The organism is Stenotrophomonas sp. CFBP 13725, from assembly GCF_014841935.1.
GTDB lineage: Bacteria > Pseudomonadota > Gammaproteobacteria > Xanthomonadales > Xanthomonadaceae > Stenotrophomonas.
Genome location: NZ_JACYUV010000002.1, coordinates 393465 through 406037 on the forward strand (window position 1 = coordinate 393465; position 12573 = coordinate 406037).

11 protein-coding genes and 3 tRNA genes are annotated in these 12573 nt (G+C 65.2%); 5 read left to right on the forward strand and 9 right to left on the reverse strand.

Translation table 11 applies throughout. The features are described from left to right. Position 1 precedes the first annotated feature (1 nt). Both IFT65_RS04910 and IFT65_RS04915 read left to right on the forward strand, forming a co-directional pair. Positions 2-2398, forward strand: coding sequence for a YadA-like family protein (locus tag IFT65_RS04910; protein ID WP_192080540.1), 2397 nt, complete (start codon positions 2-4; stop codon positions 2396-2398). Positions 2399-2461: 63 nt separating this feature from the next. Then, positions 2462-4429 carry a S8 family serine peptidase gene (locus IFT65_RS04915; RefSeq protein ID WP_192080541.1) on the forward strand — a complete coding sequence of 656 codons (1968 nt, stop codon included), beginning with the start codon at positions 2462-2464 and terminating at the stop codon, positions 4427-4429. A 189-nt stretch (positions 4430-4618) separates the two neighbouring features. Here IFT65_RS04915 and IFT65_RS04920 read toward each other — a convergent pair whose 3' ends face one another. Together IFT65_RS04920 and IFT65_RS04925 are read right to left on the reverse strand one after the other, a co-directional pair. Beyond that, positions 4619-4771: a hypothetical protein gene (locus tag IFT65_RS04920; RefSeq protein ID WP_192080543.1), complete on the reverse strand. Its 153-nt coding sequence runs from the start codon at positions 4769-4771 to the stop codon at positions 4619-4621. Positions 4772-4847: 76 nt separating this feature from the next. Beyond that, on the reverse strand, positions 4848-5651 hold the full coding sequence (locus IFT65_RS04925; RefSeq protein WP_192080544.1) for a hypothetical protein: 804 nt from the start codon (positions 5649-5651) through the stop codon (positions 4848-4850). 1261 nt (positions 5652-6912) lie between these two features. Here IFT65_RS04925 and IFT65_RS04930 point away from each other — a divergent pair. After that, positions 6913-7116, forward strand: coding sequence for a hypothetical protein (locus tag IFT65_RS04930; RefSeq protein ID WP_192080546.1), 204 nt, complete (start codon positions 6913-6915; stop codon positions 7114-7116). A 159-nt stretch (positions 7117-7275) separates the two neighbouring features. On the opposite strand, the gene IFT65_RS04935 is transcribed toward IFT65_RS04930, so the two are convergent. Continuing rightward, positions 7276-7443, reverse strand: a complete 168-nt coding sequence (locus IFT65_RS04935) for a hypothetical protein (RefSeq protein ID WP_192080548.1) — start codon at positions 7441-7443, stop codon at positions 7276-7278. A gap of 216 nt (positions 7444-7659) precedes the next feature. On the opposite strand from IFT65_RS04935, the gene IFT65_RS04940 reads away from it, so the two are divergent. Beyond that, entirely contained in the window at positions 7660-8577 is a 918-nt protein-coding gene (locus IFT65_RS04940; RefSeq protein WP_192080550.1) for a hypothetical protein, read from the forward strand. A 59-nt stretch (positions 8578-8636) separates the two neighbouring features. Here IFT65_RS04940 and IFT65_RS04945 read toward each other — a convergent pair whose 3' ends face one another. Continuing rightward, on the reverse strand, positions 8637-9338 hold the full coding sequence (locus tag IFT65_RS04945; RefSeq protein ID WP_192080552.1) for a pirin family protein: 702 nt from the start codon (positions 9336-9338) through the stop codon (positions 8637-8639). Between the two features lie 138 nt (positions 9339-9476). On the opposite strand from IFT65_RS04945, the gene IFT65_RS04950 reads away from it, so the two are divergent. Further along, positions 9477-10391: a LysR family transcriptional regulator gene (locus IFT65_RS04950; protein WP_192080554.1), complete on the forward strand. Its 915-nt coding sequence runs from the start codon at positions 9477-9479 to the stop codon at positions 10389-10391. A gap of 107 nt (positions 10392-10498) precedes the next feature. On the opposite strand, the gene IFT65_RS04955 is transcribed toward IFT65_RS04950, so the two are convergent. The 5 genes from IFT65_RS04955 to thiD all read right to left on the reverse strand — a co-directional run bounded on the left by IFT65_RS04955 (position 10499) and on the right by thiD (position 12564). Then, a tRNA-Arg gene (locus IFT65_RS04955) sits at positions 10499-10575 on the reverse strand. A gap of 53 nt (positions 10576-10628) precedes the next feature. Continuing rightward, positions 10629-10705: transfer RNA gene (locus tag IFT65_RS04960), tRNA-Arg, on the reverse strand. A 58-nt stretch (positions 10706-10763) separates the two neighbouring features. Then, positions 10764-10840, reverse strand: a tRNA-Arg gene (locus IFT65_RS04965). Between the two features lie 63 nt (positions 10841-10903). Then, positions 10904-11758, reverse strand: coding sequence for an alpha/beta fold hydrolase (locus IFT65_RS04970; protein ID WP_192080557.1), 855 nt, complete (start codon positions 11756-11758; stop codon positions 10904-10906). After that, on the reverse strand, positions 11755-12564 hold the full coding sequence (gene thiD, locus IFT65_RS04975) for a bifunctional hydroxymethylpyrimidine kinase/phosphomethylpyrimidine kinase (RefSeq protein WP_192080559.1): 810 nt from the start codon (positions 12562-12564) through the stop codon (positions 11755-11757). Before thiD ends, IFT65_RS04970 begins: the two co-directional genes overlap by 4 nt. Positions 12565-12573: the final 9 nt, after the last annotated feature.

Genomic DNA, 12573 nt, shown 5'->3' on the forward strand with positions numbered 1-12573 from the left:
CATGACCAGCCGAATCCAGCCGATCGCCCGCGTCGGGCAGCGTTCCCTGCGCCGCAGTCTGAGCGCCCCGTCTTTCAGTTCGTTGACAGCCGCATTGCTGCTGGCGCTGTCCTCGCTGGCGACCGCCGCCGAGCCGGCGGCCGCCGATACGGCCGCCGTGCAGGCTGACGCCGATCCCGTGGTCACGCCTGCATCGGTCGATGCGGCCAACCGTTACTTCGCGGCGGACGGCGAAGAAGACGATACCGACGACGCCACCGCGGTCGGCACCCATGCGATCGGGATCGGTGCCAGTGCGGCGGCGGACGGCAACTTCGGTGTGGCCATTGGTCCGCGTTCGCGGGTGACCGACGCCTACGGCATCGCCATCGGCCACCGCACGACCGCCGGCAACACCGCCATCGCGATGGGTGACGGCGCGGCAGCCACCGGCCAGTCGGCCGTGGCGATCGGCGGGAGTTTCTTCGGCAGTTCCTTCGGTGACTCGGACGGCGCGCTGAGCAGCGGCTTCGGGTCCGTGGCAGTGGGCTCGGTGGCTACCGCAACGGGTAACACGTCCACGGCGGTTGGCTGGTCGGCCGTTGCCGAAGGCGACAACGCCACCGCATTGGGTTCCGGCTCGCGGGCACAAGGCCTGTATTCGGTGGGCGTGGGCGCTTCAGCGGCCGGCAACGGTGTTCAATCCACTGCAGTGGGTTACGGCGCCTATGCCAACAATGACGTCGCGGTGGCGCTGGGCAGCTTCGCCGAGGCGACCGGCTTTGCCTCGCTGGCCGCCGGTTGGTCCAGCCAGGCTGCAGGCGATGGTGCGGTGGCCCTGGGTGAAACCGCACTGGCCCAAGGGCAGCAGAGCATCGCGATCGGGTCCAGCAGTGCGGGCATCTATACACAGGCCAATGGACTCGGCTCGGTGACCGTCGGTGCAGGCTCGTGGGCGCTGTCGGACTATGGCGTGGCGATGGGGTATGACAGTCACGCCGATGGCATGTATGCCACCGCCCTGGGTGGGCAGGCATTGGCCACCGACAACAGCGCCAGCGCATTGGGTGCGATGAGCTTCGCCGCTGCAGAAGAAGCGACGGCAGTGGGCTACGTCGCCAGCGCCAACGGGGTCGGCGCCACGGCATTGGGCGCCGGTGCGACCGCACTGAGTGACGGCTCGCTGGCCTTGGGCCAGAACGCGGCGGCGACCGGCCTGGGCAGCATCGCGCTGGGCGCAGGCAGCGTGGCCGAGCGGGATAACACGGTGTCGATCGGCAGCGAAGGGGCTGAGCGCCAGCTCACCCGCGTCGCGGCCGGCAGCGAAGACACCGACGCGGTGAACGTTGCGCAGTTCCGTGCGCTCTCCACCGTGCTCGGCAGCAGCGATGAAGCGCTGCGGGCCAACCTGGGGCTCACGGTGGCCGCGTTGGGTGGCCGCGTCGCCGACGATGGCGCTTTCGTGGCGCCGGCGTACAGCGTGCAGGGCAATGTGTTCAATTCGGTGGATACCGCCTTCGCTGCACTGGACAGCGCGTGGACCCGGCTGGATCAACGTGTCACTGCCGTGGAATCGCGTCCGCAGGGCGGCGTCGGCAGCCCCGGTGTTGCCGTGGGCGGCGATGACAGTGCAAGCATCGCGGCAGGCAGCAATGCCGTGGCCATCGGCTCGGGTGCCAGTGCGGGCGGGCAGAATGCCACCGCCGTCGGTGCGGGTGCCGTGGCTGTGGGTCCGAACGACACGGCGCTGGGCGCCAATGCGCGGGTGCTCGCCGATGGCAGCACGGCCGTGGGTGCCAACAGCGCGATCAGTGCAACGGCGACGAACGCGGTAGCGGTGGGCGAGGGCAGCCAGGTCAGCGCCGCCTCGGGTACCGCGCTCGGCCAAGGTGCCAGCGTCACGGCCAGCAACGCCGTTGCAGTGGGGCAGGGCAGTGTCGCCGACCGCGCCAATACGGTATCGGTCGGCAGCAGCGGCAATGACCGACAGGTCGCTCACGTGGCGGCAGGCACTGCTGGCACCGACGCGGTCAACGTGACCCAGATGCAGGCCGCTGATCGCCAGTCGGCGAGCACGGCCAACGCGTACACCGATGGTCGTTTCAACGCGCTCGACAGCACGCTGGATGATCGCTTCGAACGGATGGGCACCGATCTCGACCGACGCCTCGGCAAGCAGGACCAGCGCATGGACCGGATGGGCGCGATGAGCTCGGCGATGATGAACATGGCGATCAACGCAGCAGGCAGCCGCAGTCCGCGTGGTCGTGTGGCCGTCGGCGCCGGTTGGCAGGGCGGGGAGAACGCGCTGTCGGTCGGCTACGCCAAGCAGATCAGCGAGCGCGCCAGCTTCAGCCTCGGCGGTGCCTTCAGTGGCAGTGACAACTCGGCCGGCATCGGCTTCGGCATCGACCTGTAACCCCCATCGCCTGCATGGCGGTGGCTCCCTGCTGCCGCCAGCCCCTTCCTCGGAGAGAAACAGATGAGCAAGCGTTCCACGATGCTGCGCCGCAGCCTGCTGACAGCTGCGCTGCTGTCCGCACTGCCGGCCGTCCATGCCGCCCAACCGCGGTTTTCCACGCTGCAGACCGGCAGTACGACCCAGCCTACGGCGCTGTATGACGGATTGATTGTCACCTACCGCACTGGCACCACCGCACGCACCAGTGCCAGCGCCGCCGCCAGCCGCTTGAGCACCGTCATGGGCAGCAGCACGGTGCGCGCGCAGTGGAGCAGCCAGTACAAACAGGCACCGCCGGTGCTGACCCGCGTGCGTCGACTGGGTGTGGGCGCCGATCTGGTACGCCCCAGCCGCATCCTGACCCAGGGCCAGGTAGACAGTCTGGTGCAGCAGTTGAAGGCTGATCCCAACGTGGCCCACGTCGAGCCGAACCTGATGCTGAAGGCCATCCGCAGCACGGCCAGCACTGTGCTTGCTCCTGGTGCGACCGTACCCAACGATCCCAACTTCAAGGTGCAGTGGCACATGCGTGCGGCGGACGGCACGCTGGAGCGGGTGGAGCCGGATACCAGCATCACGGCACCCAACCGTGGCGGCATCGATGTGATCCCGGCATGGGAGCTGGGCGATGGCGAAGGCATCACCGTCGCGGTGATCGACACCGGCATCACCCAGCATCCGGACCTGGACCTGTCGCTGGCCAACGCGGGCTACGACTTCATCAGCAATGCGTTCGTGTCCGGGCGTGCCACCGATGGCCGCGTCGCGGGCGGTTGGGACACCGGCGACTGGACCACCGACCCCAAGTTCCTCGTGGCCAATGGCGGTTGTGTGCAGGAGCAGGAAGCCACTGACAGCAGTTGGCACGGCACGCACGTGGCGGGCACCATCGCGGAGCTGACCAACAACGGCGTGGGCATGGTCGGGGTTGCACCGAAGGCGAAGGTGCTGCCGATCCGCGCGCTGGGCCACTGTGGCGGCAGCACGGCGGACATCGCCGACGCCATCACGTGGGCATCGGGTGGCCATGTGGATGGCGTGCCGGACAACCAGAATCCGGCCGAGGTCATCAACATGAGCCTGGGCGGCAGCGGCGTCTGCACCGCCGACAGCGTGACCGCACAGGCGATTGCCGGTGCGATGTCGCGCGGCACGGTGGTGGTGGTCGCCGCCGGCAATTCGAACGTGGATGCGGCGTCCTTCACGCCAGCGAGCTGCCCGGGCGTCATCAACGTGGCCGCCACCGGCATCACCGGCAAGCGCGCGTCTTACTCCAACTACGGCAACAGCATCACCCTGTCGGCACCCGGCGGTGGCACGTACACCAACGATGATCCGTCTACCGGGACGACGGCACGTGCCGGCTACATCTGGTCCACGCTCAACACCGGCTCGCACGGGCCAGAGACCCCCACGTATGCGGGTTACACCGGGACCTCGATGGCCGCCCCCCACGTCGCCGGCGTGGCAGCCTTGGTGTTCAGCGCTGCATACACTGCCAACCGTCCGCTGCCGACACCGCGCGAAGTGCGTGACATCCTCACCCAGACGTCAAAGGTGTTTCCGGTCAAGCCGATCCTGCGCATCGGCGCGGGCCTGTTGGATGCGCGGCAAGCGGTCGCGCGGGCGGCCGGTGTTTCTGCTGGCGGTGACGAAGGTAGCGCGGTGACCCTGGCACGCGGTGCGTCTGCCAGCCAGCTCACTGCTGCGCAGGGCGCATGGCAGTTGTACCGCGTGGACGTGCCGGCTGGCGCGCGAAATCTGCAGATCCGCACGCTGGGCGGCAGCGGGCAGTTGAAGATGTACGTACGCACCACCCGCGCACCGGAACGCGATGGCACCGGCGCGGATGTCAGTGCGGTGCGCTCCGGCACGACGCAGAACATGCAGGCCGCGTTGCCGGTGGCGGACTCGTACTTCATCCGGTTGGTGGGCGGCACCGGCGGGTATCGCGCGGTTACGTTGACGGCGACCTACACCGCCCCGTGATGGACACGCGTCATGCTGGCTGATGGTCGGCGTGATGTAGTGCGGCCCGCTGCGCTCGCCGACCATGGGTCGGCGCTACCAAGGCCACGGTAGCGCCGAGCCGTGCTCGGCGGGAAGTGAGGCAGCCGACTGAAGTCGGCTCTACCGATGCGCATAGGCCGGTGATTAGAACAGTTACGAGGCCTGCAGTTATACGCATCGCGGATCGCCGAGGAAGTGCCAATTGCGTTCGATGAAACCGCTGGCGGCGTAGATCTTGTCGAACACGCTCTTGACGTTGGAAGAACCGATCAGGAAAAGCTCCGCGTTGATCTGCGAGGAAGCCAATCCTGCTGCAGGCACGCCCCCACCATGCGCGTGTGGCGGACAGTCACCCGTGATCACCTGGCTGGTTGGCTGAAGGATCCGGGCAGCCACTTCATTTTTCGCTTGGCTTCGCCAACGCCCGCATGGCCCCTATAACGTTGGTTACCAGCTTGGGATCTTCGTCGGGGTGCGTAGCAGTGTAGGCTGCCAGCAACTTCACAGCACGCGGGTCCCCCAACTCCCCAGCAACAGTCATGGCGGCAGGAATTCCGGCAGTGCTTCCCGTGCCCGCAGAAAACCCAAGGCCAAACTGGTACGCGGTAAATGGCGTAGGACTGATGCTGAACTGTGAAGCAGACCGATCCATTGCTTCGCGGCGGTCTCTATCTATTGCTGGGCGCTGTGCCTCGGGAAGTGCGTTGACTACCTCAAGATAGCTGCTGGCGCCTGCCTGCTCCATAACACTCGCCATCCTCGCCAGCAGACGGTCGACAAGGAATATACCGGCCTTTCGATTGTTGTCGTCGGCCATCGCTCGTAGGTCAGCGTCGCTAACATGCTGGGCAACAAGCCACTCTTCAGGAAGCGGTGTCCCCAAACTGATCAACTCACTACGCTCTGCAGCGGTGCTGAAGTGTAGAGCTCCAAAGTAACGTTGGGATAGCCCCTCCAAGTAAGTCCGCTCATCTTTAGAAACGCTTGAGAGGAATGCATCCCAACTCTTAGCACGTGAATCGGCTACGCCTTCAAAGAGCTCCTCCTCAACCGCTCGTGGAGCCGCAGGAGGCTTGGCGATTTGACGGGTGGGTGTCGCAGCGGACTCCACGGCCAACGCTGCCGCGCTGTCATTCTGGCAGCCACTCACGCTCAGCGGTGCGGCTGCTACGAGCGCCATAAAGACGATTTTCCTGTTCATCACCGTGGGCACTCATTGAGATTCATGTCATAGGTCCATGCGGCGCACGCATGTTGAGCCACGCTATTGGCGTAGGCATCATTCGATGCGTCAGTCGTTGTTACTGCGCCATGGTAGATACCTGCAAATCCGATGCACGTGGACCGCGGGCCGCCCTCAGCCGCCCCACCGCAGGCAGTCAACATTGAACCATGGAAGGCCGTGTCGCACGCGGCCCGATTGCCTCCGCCTCCCCAGCATCTGTCGTGTTCATTACAAGAACCCAGGAAAGACACTCCTGGATAGGGAGCATCAAAATTTCCAGAATATGCTTCAGTACTTATGATAGAGAGCACAGAGTTGGCAATCCAGTTCGAAAAACCTCCGGTGCCACAGCCATTAGGCTGCCAGCCCAAGTCATATCCTGGAACGGAAGGCGGTGGACCTGAGCCGCAGTTAGCAGGCCTGCTTGCGCGAAGTCGTTGACAAAATTTCGGGCGATCAATGGCTAGTGGCTCCTCGGGAGCGGTAGCGTGCTCCAACTGCCAGCGCATGTATTCTGCCAGCGCTTCTTGATTTGCCGCATTGTTGCAACCGGATGTTGAGCAAGAGATGGGTTTTCCATCCATTGCGATCGCTACAACTTGGACCCTCGCCAGATCGGTAGTCGCAATTGTTGTGGTCGCGCCCAGCGAGGCGATGACAACCAGCGCAAGAGCTAGCTTTTTCCGCGTTATCAATCCTTTGAAAAGCGTAGTTATCCTTTTCATCATCGTGTGATGCTTTGGCGAAACCCTTGCAGGTACGTTAGAAACGCTATGGTTGACCTCGTTGAACATCGGTTCTGAGACGCGGCGCATTATGCTGCCATGTTCTCTCGCTGGGCTGGCCCATTCCCGAGAGACTCCCCAACCGCCCAGATTCTCGATCATCTTCCGGTGCGGCATGACCGCCCCTACGCCTCGGCACTTGCACGTGGGACGGGCATCCGTAGAAGGCTGGTCGGTCCGCATTACTGTCTGGCGTGTCTCAGTATCCTTCCCCGCTTGTAGGCGGCCTTGGGTTTGTCGCGGACCCTATGGGCCAGCGCCGCTTCCGACAAATCATCAGGGAAATCAGTTGTTCTCGCCGCGAATCCTTGAAAGTTGACCGAAATCCATTAATCGTTGGACGGCCGAAGCCCATGCGTTTCAACATGGCCGACATGTAGGGGCGACGCATGTCTTCAGGGTGTTGTTCCACTGGAAGGCTGTTTAAGATTTGACCAGCCGGAGCGGCGCTCTTGGATGTGCACGTCCGCGGCCCACGCACCACCCGCGCACCGGAACGCGATGGCACTGGCGCGGATGTCAGTGCGGTGCGCGCCGGCACGACGCAGAACATGCAGGCCGCGTTGCCGGTGGAGGATTCGTACTTCATCCGGTTGGTGGGCGGCACCGGCGGGTATCGCGCGGTGACGTTGACGGCGACCTACACCGCCCCGTGAAGGACACGCGTCATGCTGGCAGATGGTCGGCGTGATGCGGTGCGGCCCGCTGCGCTCGCCGACCATGGGTCGGGGCTACCAAGGCCACGGTAGCGCCGAGCCGTGCTCGGCGGGAAGTGAGGCAGCCGACTGAAGTCGGCTCTACCTTGCGATGCCGGCTCAGCCTGGCGCAGGCTTTTCGTAGTCATCCGGGGTGGCGTGGCCCTCCTGCTCGGGCATGTCGCGTTCTTTCCAGCGTGCGCCGTCGTTGCGCAGCCTGTCCGGTGTGTCCGCCTGGTTCTGATCGTCTTCTTCGTTGCCCGGATTGGTCGGCGATTGTTTGTTCATGGCACCCTCCGTGTTGTGACACGGATCGTGCAGCCCGGGTCGTTAAGCGGACGAGTCCGTCGCATGAACGCGGTGCGGGCATGGAAGGCAGATAGACCCGGCACGGACAAAGCCGTGTGTGGGACGCGTCGACGCCGCTGGCGGGACGGTGCGCTACGCTTCTTTGCGGCAGGGGGCCGGCATGCGCTGCCTCACCCGACACAAGGAGCACGGACGATGTGGATCTACAGGGCGACCGCGATGGCGGTCTTCGGTGCGACAGGCCTGTACGCGGGCTCTGCCATGGGCGCGACCTGCGCGGAGAGTTTCCAGGCGGTGGGTGACCCGCGCAACGGCATGCGCTACGCGGCCAGTCGGACCATTCCCGGCATCAGCATGGCCAGTGCGCTTGGCCAGGTGCGCAGCATGGCGCTCAGTGTCGGCTTTGAAGCCAGTGGCGATGTCATCACGCCCGAGGACGGCACGATTCTGTTGACCCAGCGCAAAGGCGTCACCATTCCGGTCATCACCGCGGTCCAGGTCCAGCCCAGCGGCGAAGTGTTCGTGACGGTCAAACTCGCGCGCGGTCAGCTGGTGCGCGATGAAGACGCGAAGACCGGCTTGTGCACGCAGTTGCTGGACAAGATCAAGCCGGGCAAGGAGGGGGAGGCGATCGCCGAGGCTGCACGTCGCGCCAGCCGTTTCGACGAGCCGGTGTCTGTCGACGCGCAGGCACTTTCAGGCGAGCTCGGCAAAGAGGCGGGTCGCTTGGGACGTTCGATCAGCACGGCGCCGATCCGGGGGTTGTTCAGTGGCAAGAATGCGGGTGATGCGAGTGAACTGATGCTGCCTTTCGCGGCGAAGTACATGGGCCGCCGCTACATCGTCGACGGCACCGTCTATACCATTGGACCCAACCGCTTCACCCAGCGGGTCGAGCTGGATTATCTGGTGACCCAGCCGAAGGGGCTGCTGGGACTGCGCGGCTCTGCGGATTTCAACGGCGGAAACTTCGGGGTGCAGTGCCAGTTGGCGCCTGACCAGCGCCTGCTCGCGGGAACCCTCAAAGGCCGCGACAAGGTGCGTCTGGTCGGTACCGTGCACGACATCAACACCGGTGGCGTCGTCCTCGGTGACTGTCGGCAGGTTCGATAAGGGTGTCGACGACGTGCAGGCGGGTGGCAGGGCATTGCCCGCCACCCTGACGTCGGACCTTACAGCGGCACGTCGAACACCAGCACCTCGGCATCATTGCCGTTTTCCAGTGTCACCTGCACTTCGTCGCGCATCTGCAGCGCATCGCCTGCCTCCAGGGTAATGCCGTTGACCTTCAGCTGCCCGCGGGCCACCTGCACATAGGCGCCGCGGCCCGGTGCGAGGGTGTGGTGCAGGCGCTGTGCGCCATCGAGGATGCTGGCGAAGATGCGCGCGTCCTGGTGGATCAACAGGGATCCATCGGCACCGTCGGGCGAAGCGATCAGGCGGAGCTGGCCGCGCTTGTCATCCGGGGTGAAGTGGGTTTCCTGGTAGGACGGTTCGATGTTCTCCTGGTCCGGGAACAGCCAGATCTGCAGGAAGTGCACCGGTTCGTCGGCGGAATGGTTGAACTCGCTGTGGCTGACGCCGCTGCCCGCGCTCATGCGCTGCACGTCACCGTAGCGAAGGACCGACCCGGTGCCCATCGAATCCTTGTGCTCCAGCGCTCCGCCCAGCACGTAGGAGACGATTTCCATGTTGCTGTGGCTGTGGGTGCCGAAGCCCTGGCCGCCGATCACCTTGTCTTCGTTGATCACCCGCAGCGGGCCGAACTGGGTGTAGCGGGGGTCATGGTAGTTGGCGAACGAGAAGGTGTGCATGGAGTTCAGCCAGCCATGGTCGGCCTTGCCACGGGTTGCGCTCTTGCGGATCTGGATCATGGTGAATCTCCTTGTTCGATGGTTTCGATGCGGGGTTGGCTGCCTGTGCAGGCTGCGTTTCCCGTTGCGAAGAAGTATCCGCTTGCCCTGCGGCTTTGAAAAACGGATAGTTTTGCAAGCCATCATCGAAAAATTCGAATGCTCAAGCTCAGTCTCGACGCGCTGCAGATCCTGGACGCCATCGACCGACGTGGCTCCTTCGCCGCCGCAGGCAAAGCCCTGCACAAGGTCCCCTCGACCATCTCCTACACCGTGGCCAAGCTGGAAGAGGATCTGGGGGTGCAGTTGTTTGACCGCATGGGGCCCCGGGCAGAGATGACCAAGGCGGGGCGCGCGTTGCTCGACGAGGGCCGGCACCTGCTGCGCGCGGCACGCGAACTGGAACTGCGTGTCCGGCGCGTGGCCTCTGGCTGGGAGGCCGAACTCACGCTGGCGATGGACTCGATGTTTCCCACCTGGTTGCTGGGGACGGATATCGCGGCGTTCCGTGAGGTCGCGGCGCAGACCCGCCTGCGGCTGATCGGCGAGGCGCTGTCGGGCACGTGGGAGGCCCTGTTGGATCGTCGCGCGGACCTGCTGGTCGGTGCGGCGGGCGAGGGCCCGAGCGGCGGGGGCTACGTGGTGGAGCCGATGGGGAGCGTGGCGTTCGTGTTCGCCGTGGCACCGGGGCATCCGTTGGTGGGCGTGCCGGGCGTGCTGCGGCGCGAACAGCTGGTGGAGCACTGTGCGATCGCCGTATCAGACTCGGCACGGCGCCTGCTGCCGCGCACCGTTGGCCTGCTGATGGGGCAGGAGACGCTGAGCGTGCCCGACATGGCCAGCAAGTTGCGGCTGCAGCGCGAAGGGGTGGGCTTTGGATTCCTGCCTGAGCCCTGCGCGCGTGCGGCCGTGGCGCGGGGCGAGCTGGTGATCCGCGATGTCGAGGAGCACAAGCCGGACGAAACGTTCTGGCTGGCGTGGCGCACCGGGGAAGATGGCGCCGCACTACGCTGGTGGCGTGAGCGCCTGCGCGCGCCGGGCGTACTGGATGCATGGTGGAGCGCGATGCGGTAAGCATTCTGTTGGGGTGAGGGTAGTGCCGACCCTGAGTCGGTGACGGCCGGAATCCGCACACGCAAAAAAAAAACAGCAGGCCGAGGCCTGCTGTTTTCTTCGAATAATGGTGCGCCCGGAGAGATTCGAACTCCCGACCGCCTGGTTCGTAGCCAGGTACTCTATCCAACTGAGCTACGGGCGCACGGTGTACTGCATTTACGGCTGCATCAACGGCGGCGTTGATGATCGCGTCACTGGTGCGCCCGGAGAGATTCGAACTCCCGACCGCCTGGTTCGTAGCCAGGTACTCTATCCAACTGAGCTACGGGCGCATGTGACAGCGATTTTTTTACCAATCAACACCAGCGGCGGGGCTGGTGTTCCTGTTGATGGTGCGCCCGGAGAGATTCGAACTCCCGACCGCCTGGTTCGTAGCCAGGTACTCTATCCAACTGAGCTACGGGCGCGCTTCAACAGGAGCGGAATTATGCGGATTACCGCCGCATCCGTCAACGTTTTTGTGAAGGGTTTCATTCAAGTGAACGCGTCAGCGCCCCTGCGACGGCCTGTGGCGCCTTCATCCAGTGGAAGTGGTCGGCACGTACGCCCAGCCTTGCCGCATCCAATGTGCAGGTCGTGGCCTGCACCTGTGGCAGTTTCTGCAGCAGGGCCTGCATCGATCCGGCCGGCGCCAGCCAGTCATCGGCCATCAGAACCGCCTGCGCGTGCCCCTGTACCCGCTGCAGCTGGCCGTCCAGGTCCTCATCCAGGCCGGCCGCTGCGTACCGGCTGCTTAGTCCAACCCGCGACCAGTCGGCGATCAGGCCGCGCGCTTCGGTACCGCCAAACCCCAGCCGTCGGCCAGGCAGCACACCCGTGCGCTGGGCCAGCCATGCCAGGAAGCGATAGGCCAGCGGCAACGACCAGCGGCGTGGAGCGGGAAAGCTGCGCCACCAGGGCGTGCCACTGGCCACCAGCCAAAGACGTGGAAAAGCGGAAGGGACGCGCCCGGCATGCAGGCAGGCCAGCTGCCCACCCAGGCTGTGCCCGCCGATGATCCAGGGCAGCGCGCCGTCCTGCGCGTCGTGCGCGGCGAGCACCTGCTGGCTGGCCGGCAGGTCGTACTCGAGAATCTGCCGGTAGCCCCAATCCTGCGACCGCGAAGGACGCAATGCGCTGCTTCCATTGCCGCGCCACTCGTGCAGGTACACCGCGATCCCGTCTGCAGCCAGCGCCTGCGCCAAGGGCAGGTAATGGCGCGCGGCCACGCCCAGCGCAGGCAACCACAGCAGCCGCGCACGGGGATGAGTGGGTAGGCAGTGCAGCAGGTCGAAGCGGTGGCCGTCCGCGGTCTGCAGCGGGCTGGTGCGGCTGTCGACGGTCATGCGTGGGTTGCTGCACCGAAATGGTCCAGCACCAGCACCTCGCTGCGACCCGGCAGGTAGCCCAGCTGCAGGCCACGCGCTACATAATCGATCGCGGCCTCGCAGGCGTTGGGCAGGCTGAGGCCGTTGCAGAGTTGCGCGGCGATGGCAGAGGCCAGCGTGCATCCGGTGCCATGCGCATCCACCATCAGGCGTGCGTGGCTGAATTCCTCGCTGCTGACGCCATCGAAGTACCGGTCGATGACCCGGCTGCCTTCATGCAGATGGCCGCCTTTCAGCAGCACGGCGCCCGCACCACGGTCCAGCAGGATGGCCGCCGCATGCTCGGCGTCGTCGGCGTTGAGGATGCGGCGTCCGATCAGCAGCTCGGCTTCCGGCGTGTTCGGGGTGATCAGCGTGGCCAGTGGCAGCAGGCGCGTGCGCAGGGCCTCCAGCGCACTGTCTTCCAGCAGCCGCGCACCACTGGTGGCGACCATCACCGGATCCAGCACGATGTGCGGCGGGCGATGTTTCTCCAGCGCATCGGCCACGCAGTGGATGACCTCGGCGGTCGCCAGCATGCCCAGCTTGACGGCATGCACGTCGAAGTCGTCGAAACAGGCGTCGATCTGCGCTTGCAGGAACGAGATCGGCGGCACGTGCACCGCGATGACGCCGCGCGTGTTCTGCGCAGTCAGCGCGGCGATCGCGGAAAGCCCATGCACGCGGTGTGCGGCAAAGGCTTTCAGGTCGGCCTGGATACCGGCACCACCGCCGGAATCAGATCCGGCGATGGTGAGGACGGAGGCGGGGGTGTTCGGGCTCATGCAGGCATT